We start from the raw sequence: 14,491 nt of genomic DNA on the forward strand, positions 1-14,491 counted from the left end.
GGCGTCATCTTAACGCTCAGGACCCTCATCATGCTCCCCAGCCTGTTCATCTCCCACGGTTCGCCGATGCTCGCCCTGGAACCCGGCGCCAGCGGTCCGGCGCTGGCCAGGCTGGCTGCCGAACTGCCACGCCCGAAGGCGATCGTGGTGGTCTCGGCCCACTGGGAAAGCCAGGGCCTGCTGGTCAGCAGCCACCCGCAGCCGGAAACCTGGCATGACTTCGGCGGTTTCCCCCGCGAGCTGTTCGCCGTGCAGTACCCGGCACCGGGCCAGCCGGAACTGGCCGCCGAGGTCGCCGGGCTGTTGACGGACGCGGGCCTGCCGGCACGACTGGACAACACCCGCCCCTTCGACCATGGGGTCTGGGTACCGATGAAACTGATGTATCCCGATGCCGATATCCCAATCGTCCAGGTCTCGCTGCCCAGCCACATGGGGCCGGCCTTGCAGACCCGTATCGGACAAGTCCTGCGCGGCTTGCGCGAGCAGGGCATCCTGCTGGTGGGTTCCGGCAGCATCACCCATAACCTCGGCGAACTGAACTGGCGCGCCGGCCCGGAGGTCATCGAGCCCTGGGCCAAGGCGTTTCGTGACTGGATGGTGGACAAGCTCGCCGCCAATGACGACATGGCCCTCAATGACTATCGTCGCCAGGCACCATACGCCGTGCGCAACCATCCCAGCGACGAACACCTGCTGCCATTGTACTTCGCCCGGGGTGCCGGCGAGCGGATGGGGATCGTCCACCAGGGTTTCACCCTGGGCGCTCTGGGCATGGACATCTACCGCTTCGACTGAACATGGCAGGCACCCACCTCCAACGCCTGGCGACAGGCAAAAAAAATCCCCGAACCAGTCGGGGATTTTTTTATCGATCAATCAAGCCAGGGGCTGATCAATCTTCGCGGTAGCGACGCAGCTTGAGCTGCTTGCCGGCAACGCGGGTGTCTTTCAGCTTGGTCAGCAAGCGATCCAGACCGTCTTCCGGCAGTTCCACCAGGCTGAAGCTGTCACGCACCTGGATGCGACCGATGGCTTCACGTGCCAGACCACCTTCGTTGAGGATGGCGCCCAGCAGGTTCTTTGCCGCGATACCGTCACGCGCGCCCAGGGCGGTACGGCAACGGGCACGGCCTTCGCCCAGTGGCATTGGTGCACGACGCTCACGCTCACCCCGCTCGGAACGCTCACCGGAACGCTCCGGACGATCGCCACGCGGCATGTTGTTAGGCACCAACGGACGCTCTTTCTCGATCGCCGCCAGGTTCAGCGCCTGACCATTGGTAGCCTTGCGCAGCAGCGCAGCGGCCAGAGCACGCGGGCTGCAACCGATATCGGCGGTCAGGCGATCGAGCAGATCACCGTGAGTCGCTTCGGCGTCAGCAACCAGTGGCGACAGGCTGTTGGTCAGCTTCTTGATGCGCGCATCGAGAACGGCCTGGGCATCCGGCAGACGCACTTCAGCCACCTTCTGACCGGTCACACGCTCGATCACCTGCAGCATACGACGCTCACGCGGCGTCACCAGCAGCAGCGCACGACCTTCGCGACCGGCACGGCCGGTACGGCCGATACGGTGAACATAGGACTCGGGATCGTACGGCATGTCGACGTTGAACACGTGGGTGATACGCGGAACGTCCAGGCCACGGGCTGCCACGTCGGTAGCAACCACGATGTCCAGGCGACCATCCTTGAGCGAGTCGATCACGCGCTCACGCTGGTTCTGGGCGATGTCACCGTTCAGGGCGGCAGCCTTGTAGCCCTTGGCTTCAAGCGCGCTGGCCAGGTCCAGGGTGGCCTGCTTGGTACGTACGAACATGATCAGCGCGTCGAAGTCCTCGACTTCCAGCAGGCTCAGCACGGCCGAGGTCTTCTGGTCGGCGTGAACCAGCAGGTGAGCCTGCTCGATCGCGGTGACGGTCTGGGTCTTGCTCTGGATCTTAACGTGCTTCGGATCGCGCAGATGGCGTTCGGCGATGGCACGGATCGAAGCTGGCAGGGTCGCCGAGAACAGTACGGTCTGGCGGCTTTCCGGCATGGCCTTGAAGATGACTTCCAGGTCATCCATGAAGCCGAGCTTGAGCATTTCGTCCGCTTCGTCGAGAACCAGGTGGTTCACGGTCGTCAGGACTTTTTCGTCGCGACGCAGGTGGTCGCACAGACGGCCCGGGGTGGCGACAACGATCTGTGCGCCATTTCGGATTGCTTTCAATTGTGGGCCCATCGGCGCGCCGCCGTAGACAGCCACGACCGTCACGCCCGGCATCTGCTTGGCGTAGGTTTCGAAAGCGGTTGCAACTTGTAGCGCCAACTCACGGGTTGGGGCCAGGATCAGAGCTTGCGGCTCGCGCTTGGACGGATCGATGCGGTGCAGGATAGGCAGGGCGAACGCGGCCGTTTTACCGGTACCGGTTTGTGCCTGACCAATCATGTCGTGACCGGCAAGGATGATCGGGATCGACTGCTGCTGAATGGCCGAAGGCTCTTCGTAGCCGGTGGCGACTACTGCAGCGACAATACTGGGATGAAGTTCAAGAGCGGCGAAGCCGCCGATTTCCTGGGTCATGGGTCTGCCTCTAAGTGCATCCGCAAAGACCCATGCTCCAAAGCTGCACATGCCGTGTAAGACCCTGAGAGTCACCCTGGCAGCTTTGTCGGCGGGGATTTGCGAAAACGATTGAATGAAAGGATCGTCGAGGGTAATCCGCAGGGCGGACAGCACCCGAAGTTGACTTCGGGAAATTGCATACCTAAACGCGGCCCGTCTAAAGGCCGGCGCGCACTATACCGGAATTGGCGAAAAAAGGGAGATTTTTTTATCGCAACCCGCCAGCTCAAACCCGTCTGTATCGGGCTTTGCGGATAACCGGCCGACGGGTGGTGATTATCCGCTGATCTGGAAGCTTAAACGATTCACTGATCAGCTCGCCGCACGGATATCCTTGATCAACGGCCGCAGCGAGTAACCCAGGCGTGGCGCCAGGGCCTCGGCCCGGTCGAGCAAGGCCTGCATGTCCAACGTCTGGTCCAGGTCGGCCGGGATGATCAGAATGACATTGCCCTCCTTCACCGGCAGTTCCCAGTAATGTCGATGGTACAGACCTCGCAACAGCGCTGCACCGAGGGGTTTGCCATCATCGGTGGCCCACTGGTTGATCACCAGCCAGCCGCCCGGATTGAGTTTCTTCTGGCAATTCTCCAGGAAGACCCAGGCCAGGTGCCCCGCGCCAGGGCCCACATCGGTGTACAGGTCGACGAAGATCAGATCCGCCGGTTCCGCCGTGCCCAACAGGTCCAGAGCATCGCCGACACGAATGTACAAGCGCGGGTCGTCGTCCAGGCCCAGGAACTCGATGGCCAGCCGCGGTACCTCGGGACGCAGCTCGATGGCCTCGACATCCTCCAGCGGCAGGAACTTCAGGCACGCCTGGGTCAACGTCCCGGCACCCAGCCCGAGAAACAGCGCACTTTCCGGCTGTTCGTGACACAGGGCGCCGATCAGCATCGCGCGGGTGTAGTCATACTCCAGCCAACTCGGATCGGCGGTAAACACGCAGCTTTGTTCGATCGCATCGCCAAATTCGAGGAAGCGGTAATCATCCACTTCCAGCACGCGAATCATGCCGAAGTCATCGTGGACCTCAGCCAGCAGACGCTCGACGCGCTCCTCAGTCATTTCATCTCCTTGCCACGAGCGGTCGGTGCCGTCGCGATGAATCAGCCGCTCGGCAACGAGCGGGAAAGCGCGATTGTCGGCCAAGCCACAGCAGCAGGTCACGTACTAATTGCTGCTAACATGGGCCTCCGACCGTCAATAACTCGAGTGCATGATGAGCCAACCCTGGAGCCCCGATAGCTGGCGCCCCCTGCCGATCCAGCAACAACCGCAGTACCCGGACGCCGCTCACCTGCTGCGCGTCGAGCAGAGTCTGGCCAGTTATCCGCCGCTGGTGTTCGCCGGCGAAGCCCGGGAACTGCGTCGCCAGTTCGCCGAGGTGACCCAGGGCCGTGCCTTTCTGCTCCAGGGCGGCGACTGTGCGGAAAGCTTCGCGGAGTTCTCGGCGGCGAAGATCCGCGACACCTTCAAGGTGCTGCTGCAGATGGCCGTGGTGATGACCTTCGCCGCCGGCTGCCCGGTGGTGAAGGTCGGCCGCATGGCCGGCCAGTTCGCCAAACCGCGCTCGGCCAACGACGAAACCATCGGCGGCATCAGCCTGCCGGCCTACCGTGGCGATATCGTCAACGGCATCGGCTTCGACGAAAAGAGTCGCGCCCCCGACCCTGAGCGCCTGCTGCAGTCCTACCACCAGTCGACAGCCACTCTCAACCTGCTGCGAGCCTTTGCCCAGGGCGGCTTCGCCGACCTGCACCAGGTGCACAAATGGAACCTGGATTTCATCGCCAATTCGGCCCTGGCCGAGAAGTACAGCCAGTTGGCCGACCGCATCGACGAAACCCTGGCGTTCATGCGCGCCTGCGGTCTCGACAGTGCGCCGCAACTGCGTGAGACCAGCTTCTTCACCGCCCACGAAGCCCTGCTGTTGAACTACGAGGAAGCCTTCGTCCGCCGCGACAGCCTGACCAACGATTATTACGACTGCTCGGCGCACATGCTCTGGATCGGCGACCGCACCCGCCAGTTGGACGGTGCCCACGTCGAATTCCTGCGCGGGGTGAACAACCCGATCGGGGTCAAGGTCGGCCCGAGCATGAACACCGACGAGCTGCTCCGGTTGATCGACATCCTCAACCCGGACAACGACCCAGGCCGCCTGAACCTCATCGTACGCATGGGCGCGAACAAGGTCGGCGAACACCTGCCAGCACTGATTCGTGCGGTGGAAAGCGAGGGCAAGCGGGTGCTGTGGAGTTCCGACCCGATGCACGGCAACACCATCAAGGCCAGCAGCGGCTACAAGACCCGCGACTTTGCGCAGATCCTCAGCGAAGTGAAGCAGTTCTTCCAGGTGCATCAGGCCGAAGGCAGCTATGCCGGCGGGATTCACATCGAGATGACCGGACAGAACGTCACCGAGTGCATCGGTGGTGCACGGCCGATTACCGAGGATGGCTTGTCGGACCGCTACCACACCCATTGCGACCCGCGAATGAATGCCGATCAGTCGCTGGAATTGGCGTTCCTGATTGCCGAGACGCTGAAGCAGGTGCGGCGTTGAGCCAGTAGTTTTTTTTGCAGTCTGTCAGGGCGCATTCGCGGGCAAGCCCGCGAATGCGCCAGAACAGACACCCACCCGTCAGAGCACCGCGCGCAACCGCTGCGCACTCTCCCGCGGGCAATTGAGCTGGATATCCGCCAACCCCAACCAGTCCGCCAGTTGCCGCAGATGGGTGGCCAAGGCCAACATTCCCGCCTCATCCAACCCCTGTTCTTCCTCGTGCACCGCATGCACCGCCAACCGCCCCTGCGCCCGTTCGGCACGCAGGTCGACCCGCGCGGCAATGCGTTCGCCGTGCAGGAAGGGCAACACGTAATAGCCATACACCCGCTTGTGCTGCGGTGTGTAGATCTCCAGTCGATAGCGGAAATCGAACAGGCGCTCGGTACGGCTGCGCTCCCAGATCAGCGAGTCGAACGGCGACAGCAAGGCACTGGCCTCGACCTTGCGCGGTACCTTGATCCCCATCGGGCAGTACGCCGACTGGCGCCAACCCTGCACCTGACAAACCTCTATCTCCCCCGCCTCGACCAGTTCCGCCAGGCGCGCCCGACTGTCGGCCGGGTCGAGCCGGTAGTAGTCGCGCAAATCCTTCTCGGTCGCCACCCCGAGGGCCAATGCCGCCTGACGCAACAACCCGCGCTGAGCCTCAGCCTCGTCGATTGGCGGTTGCCCGAGCACCGCCCCGGGAATCACCCGTTCCGGCAGATCGTAGAGCCGCTCGAAGCCGCGACGCCCGGCCACGGTGACCTCGCCAGCCGCGAACAACCATTCCAATGCATGCTTCTCGGCGCTCCAGTCCCACCAGGGACCGGCTTTTTCCTCGCGACTCGACAGACTGCCGGCACCCAGTGCGCCACGCTCTTCGACCAGCGCCAGCACCCGGCGAATGGTCGCCTGCTGCTCACGACCAAAACGCGCCATCTGTTGATAGATGCCTTCGCCCCGCGCCGCCCGCGCCATGCGCCAGCGCATCAGCGGATACAATGACATCGGCAGCAACGAAGCCTCGTGCCCCCAATATTCGAACAAGGTGCGTCGCCGCCCCTGGCTCCAGGCGGCCTGGTCGAGCAGATCGGCGGCATAGTTGCCCAGCCGGGAAAACAGCGGCAGGTAATGCGAGCGTACCAGCGCATTGACCGAATCGATCTGCACCACGCCCAGGCGTTCGATCAGGCGATTGACGTGCAACGGCTGGACCACCACCGGGCTTCGACGGCCCTGGAATCCCTGGGCCGCCAACGCCAGGCGGCGGGCTTGCTTCAACGAGAACGACAGATCTGCGGGCATGCACGCCTCCTGATGATCCCGCAAACTACTCCAGCCGATACCTGTTTGTGTAGTACCCGACGCGTGTTGGACTGGCAGGGTCGAGCGCCTGGCCGAGCACATCGTCGAGGGCTTCAAACCTTGAAACTGAGCAACAGCGCGCCGATCACCAGGTAGATACAGAACAGCGCGCGCAAGACCTTCTCCGGCAAGGCGTAGGCCATTTTCACGCCCCAGCTGATACTCAGCAGGCCACCGATGGCCATGGGAATTCCCATGTTCCAGTCCACCTCGTTGTGCAGCGCATAGGTCAACAGAGTGACGCTGGTGCTGGGCAACGCCAAGGCCAGCGACAGGCCCTGGGCCACGACCTGGGAAGTACCGAAGACGATGGTCAGAAAGGGCGTGGCCACCACCGCCCCGCCCACGCCGAACAACCCGCCCATGGCCCCGGAACCGGCGCCCAGCAAACCCAGCCACGGCCAGGGATGACGCATCTGCGCCGACACCGCGGACGCAGCCATGAACGAGCGCACCAGGTAGAACAACGCCAAGGCCAGCAGGAAGCCGACAAACCCCAGGCGCATGCTGCGCGGATCCAGCCCCACCGCCCACAGGGCGCCAACCCAGGCGAAGCAGAAACTCGTCACCACCAGGGGCAATGCGTGTTTCAACTGAATGCGATTACGCTGATGATAGCGGTACAACGCCAGCACCACGTTCGGTACCACCATCACCAGCGCCGTGCCCTGGGCCATCTGCTGGTCCAGGCCGAACAGAATGCCCAACACCGGAATCGCAATCAGACCACCACCGATCCCGAACAGGCCACCCACCGCGCCCATCGTCACACCCAGTACCAGGTACTCAATCAATTCAACCACAACGACCTCCCGCTCAATGCGGCCCATGCTACGCAGTCGACTCTGGCAGGGAAACGCACAACAACGCACAATGGCTATGCCAATCTCGCACAAGCAGATGTCATGAATCCCACCAGCCTCACGGATCAACTCGGTCTGTTTCTCGATGTCCTGGAAACCGGGAGCTTTTCCGCAGCCTCCCGACGCCACCCGCTGACACCTTCGGCGGTAGCCCGGCGAATCGACAGCCTGGAAGCCTCGGTCGGCTCCCGCCTGTTCATTCGCAGTACCCATGCGGTGCGCGCCACACCTGCCGGGTTGGCCTTCGCCGAACGGGCCCGACGGATCGTTGCCGAACTGCGCCTGGCCCGGGCCGAGGCGGTCTCGCTGAGCAACGCCCCGGAAGGGCTGATCCGCATCGATGCCCCCGCCGCGTTCGGCCGTCGCCATCTGGCCCCGGCCATTGCCGACTTCCTGGTCGACTACCCCGGACTCGACGTGCAACTGCACCTGATCGACAGCTTCGTCGATATGCAGGGCTCCAACCTGGGCAAGGTCGACCTGGTCTTGCGCGCCGGGCAAATGGTCGATACACGCCTGGTGGCGACGCCGCTGGCGAGTATCGTGCGTATCGCCTGCGCCAGCCCGGGCTATCTCAAAAGCCGGGGCACGCCCCTGCGCCCGGATGAACTGAGCGGGCATGACGGTCTCGATTGGGATGCCCTGGCGCCGCCCATGGCCTGGCGCTTCCAGCAGGATGGACAGGTGCAGCTGCATCGCCCGTCGCGCATCCGCATGACCTCCAACAACGCCGAGGCCCTGTTGTCCGGCGCCTTGGCCGGGCTGGGCATCGCCCATCTGCCGACCTGGCTGATCAGCGAATACCTGTTGCGCGGTGAACTGCTGCCATTGTTCTGCGACAACGGCCTGCCAGCCCCGGAAACCTCCGGCGTGTATGCCCTGCGCCTGGAACAACCGGCCAACTCCCGTAGCCGCCTGCTGCTGGAGTTCCTCAAGAGCCGGTTCAGCCCGGTACCACCCTGGGACCTGGCACTGCAAAGCGGGCTGGGCCGCCACTAGTGGTCTTTTCGGCGACTGGCACGGGAAAATTCCCTGGCGCATTAAAGATTCGCCCGCTAGATTCAACAGACGTGACACACAAGGCTTTGACGATGAACAGCACCACTGACCACTGCGAAGACCTGCTCCTGGATAACCAGGTGTGCTTTGCCCTGCACTCCACCTCGTTGTTGATGACCAAGGTCTACAAACCCCTGCTCCAGGCGCTGAACCTGACCTACCCCCAATATCTGGCGATGATCGTCTTGTGGGAACAGGACCGCCTGACCGTCGGCGAGATCAGTAGCCGACTGCTGACCGATCCCGGCTCACTGACCCCGCTGCTCAAGCGACTCGAGGCCGAAGGCTTGCTGAGCCGAACCCGCAGCAAGGAAGACGAGCGCGTGGTCATCATCGAGCTGACCGAGGCCGGACGGGCCCTGCACGAGCAGGCCCGGAGTATTCCACGCTGCATCCTGGCCGCCGGTGGCGGGTCCATGGAACGCCTGAAGGCCCTGCAGGCCGAACTGCTCGCCTTGCGCGGGCATCTGCAGGACAGTCTCTAAGGACAACCCGGCTCCCCCGTGAGCCAATGTTCTCGGTGTGGCGAGCGGCCTTGTCAGATCGCCACAACCACAATTCCCTCCTGCCGCCCCCGCCGATTACAGCACCAGCACACAAGCCGAGAGCCCTGGCCCCCGCGACAATACCACCCGCAGCAACCCGCTCCCGGGCAGCCTCAAAAGCCGGCGAGCAATTTTTTTGAATATTTATATTGCGCGCAAAATATTTGCGGTATACATTTAAATCGTACTTACTTAGTGCGCAAACATTTAGCGCAAATCAAACCTGAGATGACGAGGTCCACCATGCAAGCTCTCTATACCGCAGTTGCAACCGCCACCGGTGGCCGTGATGGCCGCGCGATTTCCAGCGACAACATCCTCGACGTGAAACTCGCTACGCCGAAGGAACTCGGCGGGGCTGGCGGCGAAGCCACCAACCCAGAGCAACTGTTCGCCGCCGGCTACTCGGCCTGCTTCATCGGCGCACTGAAGTTCGTCGCCAGCCAGAGCAAACGCCAGATCCCCGCTGACGCGTCGATCACTGCCCATGTCGGCATTGGCCAGATCCCTGGCGGTTTCGGTCTGGACATCGACCTGCACATCAGCCTGCCAGGTCTGGAACAGGCCGACGCCCAGAGCCTGGTCGATGCCGCCCACCAGGTCTGCCCGTACTCCAACGCCACCCGTGGCAATGTCGACGTCCGTCTGCACGTAGCCGTCTAAACCGAGCCGTCAACCAAGGAGCCGTACATGAACACTTTCAGCAAGGTCCTGACCGGTACTCTGCTCGCCCTGTCCATCCAGGGGGCATTCGCCGCCGAAAATACCGGTGTCGAACACAACACCCAGGCATTTCTCGATGCGCTGAATGCCGGCACCGGCAAACCGATGGAACAGATGACGCCAACCGAGGCCCGCGCCGTACTGTCCGGGGCGCAGTCGGGGGTCAAACTGACCCTGCCACGCACCGACATCAGCCAGAAGACCATTCAGGTCGACGGCAAGCCACTGAGTCTGACCATCGTCAAGCCGGCCGGGGCCAAGGGCACCTTGCCCGTGTTCATGTTCTTCCACGGCGGCGGCTGGGTACTGGGCGACTTCCCGACCCACGAGCGACTGGTACGCGACCTGGTGGCGGGTTCCGGCGCGGCGGCGGTGTTCGTCAACTACACCCCGTCCCCCGAAGCCCATTACCCGACGGCGATCAACCAGGCTTACGCGGCGACGAAATGGGTTGCCGAGCACGGCAAGGAAATCGGCGTCGACGGCAAGCGCCTGGCGGTGGCCGGCAACAGTGTCGGCGGCAACATGGCAGCCGTGGTCAGCCTGATGGCCAAGGACAAGGGCACCCCGGCCATCAAGTTCCAACTGCTGTTGTGGCCGGTGACCGACGCCAATTTCGACACGGCGTCCTACAACCAGTACGCCGAAGGACACTTCCTCACCAAGAACATGATGAAGTGGTTCTGGGACAACTACACCACCGATGCCGCGCAGCGCAACGAGATCTACGCTTCGCCGCTGCGGGCCACCACCGCGCAGCTCAAGGGTCTGCCGCCTGCGCTGATCCAGACTGCCGGCGCCGATGTGCTGCGCGACGAAGGTGAGGCCTATGGTCGCAAGCTGGATGAAGCCGGCGTGCCGGTGACCAGCGTGCGCTACAACGGCATGATCCACGACTTCGGCCTGCTCAACGTGGTCAGCCAGGTGCCGGAAGTCCGCTCGGCCCTGTTGCAGGCGTCCGAAGAGCTCAAGCAGCACCTGAAGTAAGCGCGTCCCTGCGCAGGCCTTCGTGATCTCGAGGGCCCATTCGCAGGCAAGCCTGACTCCTGCAGGGTCTGCGGTGTCGTGGAAATTCGACGTCGACACCGCCCTTGCAGGAGCCAGGCTTGCCTGCGAAGCTTTTGGCGATCCCAAACCAGGCCCTGCGAAAAGGCATAAAAAAACCCGGAAAAGTCCGGGTTTTTTTATGTGACATCGCGCAATTACTTCTTGCTGCGACCCTTGAAGGAGCTGTCACGGGTGTCGATATCGATCCACTCGTCGATTTCGATGAAGTCGGCAACCTGAACTTCAGTACCGTTCTTCAGTTTGGCAGGCTTCATGACCTTGCCGGAAGTGTCGCCACGAGCAGAGTTCTCGGTGTAGACAACCTGACGGCTGATGGTGGTCGGCAGCTCTACGGAGACCAGGCGGCCTTCGAAGAAAACGGCTTCGCAGACGTCTTCCATGCCTTCTTCGACGAACGGCAGAACGGACTCGATGTCCTCGGCGTTCAGTTCGTACATGGTGTAGTCAGAGGTATCCATGAACGTGTAGGAGTCACCGCTGATGAAGGACAGGGTGGCTTCCTTGCGATCCAGGATCACGTCGTCCAGCTTGTCGTCTGCACCGTAGACGGTTTCGGTCTTGTAACCGGTCAGCAGGTTCTTCAGCTTGGTCTTCATGATCGCGCTGTTACGACCAGACTTGGTGAACTCGGTTTTCTGGACCAGCCAAGGATCGTTGTCGATACGCAGCACGGTACCGGGTTTCAGTTCTTTACCAGTTTTCATTGCGAATATCCGAATTTGGATGAGATGTACAAAAATCTAGGCCGCATATCATATCGAACTTTGCTGAAACTGTACCAGCGCTGTCGACAAGTCGACCTGCGAGCCCTGCTCCCGGCACCAGCGCTCGGCGTGCGTGTTCAACTCCTGTTCGTGACGCAATACCGCCGCCCAGACCGGTCCGATATCGCCCGCGCAGTTCCAGGCCCGCCACCAGCCGCTGAACGCCTCCCGGGCAGATTCCGACAGACCACGGGTATAAAGCACGAGAAACGCCTCCAGCTTGTCCAGGTGGACATCCTCCTCCTGCCGATAGATATGCCAGAGGAACGGCCGGCCGGCCCACTGCGCCCGAATGAACGAGTCTTCACCGCGTATGGCGTTGAAGTCGCAACTCCACAGCAGACGGTCGTAGTCCTGCTGGGAGACAAACGGCAGAACCTGCACTGTCAGCGCATCACGCACCTGGCAATCGCCGACGTCGAGGGCCGAAACCCCCAGCCAGTCGCGAACATCAGCCAGCACCCGACCTTCCGGCACCAGCAGCCGGGTCGGCCGAGTATCGGCCGCCAAGGCATCAAGCCAACCGGCCACAGCCGGATTCTCGTAGGCGAACAGTGAGATCAACCGCTCATCGCGAGTAGGCTCGACGCCCAACCCATGCAGGAAATCCCGGCGTGCCTGCGGATCGGCCTGAAACGCCCGACGCTGCTCCAGCAACCCGGCCTCGCGCAGCAGGCCCCCGGTACCCGGAACGAAGCCGGGGAAAAAGAAGAACTTCTGCACCTGCTTGTACTTGACCGACGGCAGGCCGTGGCAGCCGACGATCCAGTCCTCGGCACTCAGGTAATCCAGGTTGAGCCACAAGGGACGGTTCTGGCGCGCAGCCATCGCCTCCAGGTATTCGGCGGGCAACTGACAGGCAAACGCCGCGATCACCACATCGGCCGCCGCCACCGGCTGCCAGTCGCCCGACCAGCGGCGCACATCGACACCCTGCTGCATCTGCTGCGCGCAATCGCTATCGAGTTCCGGGCACAGACGCTCGAACGAGCGCAGATCGTCGACCCACAGGCGTACCGCCAATCCGTGTTCCGCCACCAGTTGTCGGGCCAGGCGCCAGGTCACGCCGATATCGCCATAGTTGTCGACGACGGTGCAGAAAATATCCCAGTTGGCCGGCATGCACGGGCTCCGTTTGGCAAAGGCGTCGATTGTCCGCGCAAATCCCCCTGCGCAGAAGAGCCCACGTCGATTAATCTTCATGGGACAATTGCATCCTGCACCGACCCAACCGCCAGGAGCCCGCCATGGCTTATCGCCCACAACCGCAGCGCCGCTTGTATGTCACGCTCAACCCACTGCAACTGACCGGCTGCATCGCCCTGGGCATCTGGCTCGGTTTCGTTGCACTAGCCCTCACCGCCTGGCTGTTGGCGCGGGTGTTCGTGGCCCAGCCACTGGCGCCGCTGGCCGATGCCGCCCGGCAGTTGAGCCAACCCAAAGCCGCCGCCATCCCTGCCGCCCCCGCCGCAGCACAGGCCCCAAGCGACTCGACGCAGATGTTCGAACAGTACAAGGACAACCTGCGCAAGAACGAAGAGCAGCAGCGCCTGGAACAGGCCCGCAACAGCTATCGCAACCTGTCCAACCCCAAGTGCCAGTTCTGGCTGCAGCAGGACCAGACTGCCCCTAGCGACAAGAGCCGGGCCAACGTCCTGCAGTTCTGCAATTGAACGGACTGGCCAGCGTGGACAAGCAGGCGCTACATCAGCGGATCATCGATACCCTGGCGGTCAATCTGGATGTCCTGCAGCGGGCTGCGCAAACCGCCTACGAGGCGGCGACGCATGAAGAGAATGTCGCCGAGAACAAATACGACACACTCGGGCTGGAAGCTTCCTACCTGGCGACCGGCCAGGCACGGCGTACCGAGGAAATCCGCCAGGCGCTCAAAGCCTGCCGGGAACTGCCGTTGCGCCCCTATGACGAAGCGGCCGGCATCCAGCTCGGCGCCCTGCTGACCCTCGAAGCCGAGAACGGCAGCGAACAGCAACTGTTCCTGGCGCCGGATGCCGCCGGTTTGAAGGTGGAATGGCAGGCAGGTTCGATCACCGTGATCAGCCCGCGTTCGCCGCTGGGCCAAGCCCTGCTGGGCAAACTCGAGGGCGACGAGGTGCAGATCGCCGTGGCGGGCGTGCGCCAGCGCTACTGGGTGACCGGCGTCAATTGAGCCACCACGTTACTTGGCGGCCGCCATCAGGCGGTTGACCTCACTGCGCACCATGCTGGTGTACTCCGGCGGCGACAGGGTGTCGAGTTCGGCACGCACCCATTCCGCCCACTTGCCCTTGCGCTTGGCGCGCTCGCCGAACAGCCGCGCGGCCTCGCCCTTGGCCTTGCCCAGGTTACTCTGCCAGAGCTCGAACAAACGGGATTTCTCATCCTCGATGGCGGCCCGCTCGGCCAGGGACTTGTTAGCCAGATTGAAGCTCATTGGAAAATCCTGCGGTGCAAATAGAGCCGTATCTTACACTGTCGCTAGCAACATCTGACCGGGGATTTTTCGCTCGAGTCGAACGTCGTGGGAAAAATTTGCAACTTTCCCCGTCCCGCTCGACTCCCATTCTCAAGCACCTCATTCACTTGCAAAGGAATATTGTCATGGCCCGTAAATCCGCCGTACAAGCCGCCGAGGATCAGATCAAGGACCAGGCCTTCAGCGAGTTGCAATCGCTGATCCAGGAGTCGGAAAAACTGCTCAAGGACAGCGCTTCGCTGGTCGGCGAGGAAGGCGAGAGCCTGCGCGCCCAGGTCAGCCAGAAACTCAAGCAGGCGCTGGATTCGGTCACCCACGTGCGCGAAAGCACCCGCCCGGTGGTCGAAGCCACCGAGACCTACATCGGCGGGCACCCCTGGCAGACCGTGGCGATCTCCGCCGGGTTCGGCCTGGTGGTTGGCCTGCTGCTGGGCCGCCGCCCCTGACCGACTGCCCCGCCTCA

16 protein-coding genes are annotated in these 14,491 nt (G+C 62.7%); 9 read left to right on the forward strand and 7 right to left on the reverse strand.

The features are described from left to right. Positions 1–30 precede the first annotated feature (30 nt). The gene (locus BLU37_RS27590) at positions 31–798 is read left to right on the forward strand and encodes a DODA-type extradiol aromatic ring-opening family dioxygenase (RefSeq protein ID WP_019360822.1); all 768 of its coding nucleotides are present in this window, start codon (positions 31–33) and stop codon (positions 796–798) included. A 97-nt stretch (positions 799–895) separates the two neighbouring features. Here the strand turns inward: BLU37_RS27590 and BLU37_RS27595 are convergent, their stop codons facing one another. Together BLU37_RS27595 and BLU37_RS27600 are read right to left on the reverse strand one after the other, a co-directional pair. Further along, on the reverse strand, positions 896–2,569 hold the full coding sequence (locus tag BLU37_RS27595; protein ID WP_010447052.1) for a DEAD/DEAH box helicase: 1,674 nt from the start codon (positions 2,567–2,569) through the stop codon (positions 896–898). Positions 2,570–2,923: 354 nt separating this feature from the next. Continuing rightward, on the reverse strand, positions 2,924–3,679 hold the full coding sequence (locus tag BLU37_RS27600) for a spermidine synthase (protein WP_010447053.1): 756 nt from the start codon (positions 3,677–3,679) through the stop codon (positions 2,924–2,926). Between the two features lie 154 nt (positions 3,680–3,833). On the opposite strand from BLU37_RS27600, the gene BLU37_RS27605 reads away from it, so the two are divergent. Further along, positions 3,834–5,180, forward strand: a complete 1,347-nt coding sequence (locus tag BLU37_RS27605; RefSeq protein ID WP_010447054.1) for a class II 3-deoxy-7-phosphoheptulonate synthase — start codon at positions 3,834–3,836, stop codon at positions 5,178–5,180. 78 nt (positions 5,181–5,258) lie between these two features. Here the strand turns inward: BLU37_RS27605 and BLU37_RS27610 are convergent, their stop codons facing one another. Next, the gene (locus BLU37_RS27610; RefSeq protein WP_090210618.1) at positions 5,259–6,470 is read right to left on the reverse strand and encodes a winged helix-turn-helix domain-containing protein; all 1,212 of its coding nucleotides are present in this window, start codon (positions 6,468–6,470) and stop codon (positions 5,259–5,261) included. 113 nt (positions 6,471–6,583) lie between these two features. Continuing rightward, the gene (locus tag BLU37_RS27615) at positions 6,584–7,333 is read right to left on the reverse strand and encodes a sulfite exporter TauE/SafE family protein (protein WP_010447058.1); all 750 of its coding nucleotides are present in this window, start codon (positions 7,331–7,333) and stop codon (positions 6,584–6,586) included. 102 nt (positions 7,334–7,435) lie between these two features. On the opposite strand from BLU37_RS27615, the gene BLU37_RS27620 reads away from it, so the two are divergent. The 4 genes from BLU37_RS27620 to BLU37_RS27635 all read left to right on the forward strand — a co-directional run bounded on the left by BLU37_RS27620 (position 7,436) and on the right by BLU37_RS27635 (position 10,707). Beyond that, positions 7,436–8,392 (forward strand): LysR family transcriptional regulator, encoded by a 957-nt coding sequence (locus tag BLU37_RS27620; protein WP_010447059.1) that lies wholly within the window; start codon positions 7,436–7,438, stop codon positions 8,390–8,392. A 92-nt stretch (positions 8,393–8,484) separates the two neighbouring features. Continuing rightward, positions 8,485–8,937 (forward strand): MarR family winged helix-turn-helix transcriptional regulator, encoded by a 453-nt coding sequence (locus BLU37_RS27625; protein WP_010447060.1) that lies wholly within the window; start codon positions 8,485–8,487, stop codon positions 8,935–8,937. Between the two features lie 303 nt (positions 8,938–9,240). Continuing rightward, complete coding sequence (locus tag BLU37_RS27630) at positions 9,241–9,660, forward strand: organic hydroperoxide resistance protein (RefSeq protein ID WP_029534105.1); 420 nt, start codon at positions 9,241–9,243, stop codon at positions 9,658–9,660. Between the two features lie 27 nt (positions 9,661–9,687). After that, on the forward strand, positions 9,688–10,707 hold the full coding sequence (locus tag BLU37_RS27635; RefSeq protein ID WP_090210620.1) for an alpha/beta hydrolase: 1,020 nt from the start codon (positions 9,688–9,690) through the stop codon (positions 10,705–10,707). Positions 10,708–10,922: 215 nt separating this feature from the next. Here BLU37_RS27635 and efp read toward each other — a convergent pair whose 3' ends face one another. Both efp and earP read right to left on the reverse strand, forming a co-directional pair. Further along, a complete protein-coding gene (gene efp / locus BLU37_RS27640) occupies positions 10,923–11,492 on the reverse strand; it encodes an elongation factor P (RefSeq protein ID WP_010447065.1) in 570 nt (189 codons plus the stop codon). Between the two features lie 48 nt (positions 11,493–11,540). Continuing rightward, the gene (gene earP / locus BLU37_RS27645) at positions 11,541–12,674 is read right to left on the reverse strand and encodes an elongation factor P maturation arginine rhamnosyltransferase EarP (protein ID WP_090210622.1); all 1,134 of its coding nucleotides are present in this window, start codon (positions 12,672–12,674) and stop codon (positions 11,541–11,543) included. Positions 12,675–12,799: 125 nt separating this feature from the next. Between earP and BLU37_RS27650 the strand changes: the two genes are divergently transcribed. Continuing rightward, the gene (locus tag BLU37_RS27650; protein ID WP_090210625.1) at positions 12,800–13,225 is read left to right on the forward strand and encodes a hypothetical protein; all 426 of its coding nucleotides are present in this window, start codon (positions 12,800–12,802) and stop codon (positions 13,223–13,225) included. Between the two features lie 14 nt (positions 13,226–13,239). Then, positions 13,240–13,722, forward strand: coding sequence for a GreA/GreB family elongation factor (locus BLU37_RS27655; RefSeq protein ID WP_090211021.1), 483 nt, complete (start codon positions 13,240–13,242; stop codon positions 13,720–13,722). A 9-nt stretch (positions 13,723–13,731) separates the two neighbouring features. Here BLU37_RS27655 and BLU37_RS27660 read toward each other — a convergent pair whose 3' ends face one another. Continuing rightward, the gene (locus BLU37_RS27660; protein WP_010447072.1) at positions 13,732–13,986 is read right to left on the reverse strand and encodes a hypothetical protein; all 255 of its coding nucleotides are present in this window, start codon (positions 13,984–13,986) and stop codon (positions 13,732–13,734) included. A gap of 167 nt (positions 13,987–14,153) precedes the next feature. On the opposite strand from BLU37_RS27660, the gene BLU37_RS27665 reads away from it, so the two are divergent. Beyond that, positions 14,154–14,474: a DUF883 family protein gene (locus BLU37_RS27665; RefSeq protein ID WP_029534056.1), complete on the forward strand. Its 321-nt coding sequence runs from the start codon at positions 14,154–14,156 to the stop codon at positions 14,472–14,474. Positions 14,475–14,491: the final 17 nt, after the last annotated feature.

The sequence above is a fragment of the Pseudomonas asplenii genome (assembly GCF_900105475.1).
GTDB lineage: Bacteria > Pseudomonadota > Gammaproteobacteria > Pseudomonadales > Pseudomonadaceae > Aquipseudomonas > Aquipseudomonas asplenii.

Bases quoted from the DNA above. Each gene is read 5' to 3' on its own strand.
- earP (WP_090210622.1), bottom strand. From the start codon at position 12,674: ATGCCGGCCAACTGGGATATTTTCTGCACCGTCGTCGACAACTATGGC.
- BLU37_RS27650 (WP_090210625.1), top strand. From the start codon at position 12,800: ATGGCTTATCGCCCACAACCGCAGCGCCGCTTGTATGTCACGCTCAAC.
- BLU37_RS27635 (WP_090210620.1), top strand. From the start codon at position 9,688: ATGAACACTTTCAGCAAGGTCCTGACCGGTACTCTGCTCGCCCTGTCC.
- BLU37_RS27660 (WP_010447072.1), bottom strand. From the start codon at position 13,986: ATGAGCTTCAATCTGGCTAACAAGTCCCTGGCCGAGCGGGCCGCCATC.
- BLU37_RS27610 (WP_090210618.1), bottom strand. From the start codon at position 6,470: ATGCCCGCAGATCTGTCGTTCTCGTTGAAGCAAGCCCGCCGCCTGGCG.
- BLU37_RS27605 (WP_010447054.1), top strand. From the start codon at position 3,834: ATGAGCCAACCCTGGAGCCCCGATAGCTGGCGCCCCCTGCCGATCCAG.
- BLU37_RS27630 (WP_029534105.1), top strand. From the start codon at position 9,241: ATGCAAGCTCTCTATACCGCAGTTGCAACCGCCACCGGTGGCCGTGAT.
- BLU37_RS27595 (WP_010447052.1), bottom strand. From the start codon at position 2,569: ATGACCCAGGAAATCGGCGGCTTCGCCGCTCTTGAACTTCATCCCAGT.
- efp (WP_010447065.1), bottom strand. From the start codon at position 11,492: ATGAAAACTGGTAAAGAACTGAAACCCGGTACCGTGCTGCGTATCGAC.
- BLU37_RS27590 (WP_019360822.1), top strand. From the start codon at position 31: ATGCTCCCCAGCCTGTTCATCTCCCACGGTTCGCCGATGCTCGCCCTG.
- BLU37_RS27600 (WP_010447053.1), bottom strand. From the start codon at position 3,679: ATGACTGAGGAGCGCGTCGAGCGTCTGCTGGCTGAGGTCCACGATGAC.
- BLU37_RS27665 (WP_029534056.1), top strand. From the start codon at position 14,154: ATGGCCCGTAAATCCGCCGTACAAGCCGCCGAGGATCAGATCAAGGAC.
- BLU37_RS27625 (WP_010447060.1), top strand. From the start codon at position 8,485: ATGAACAGCACCACTGACCACTGCGAAGACCTGCTCCTGGATAACCAG.
- BLU37_RS27620 (WP_010447059.1), top strand. From the start codon at position 7,436: ATGAATCCCACCAGCCTCACGGATCAACTCGGTCTGTTTCTCGATGTC.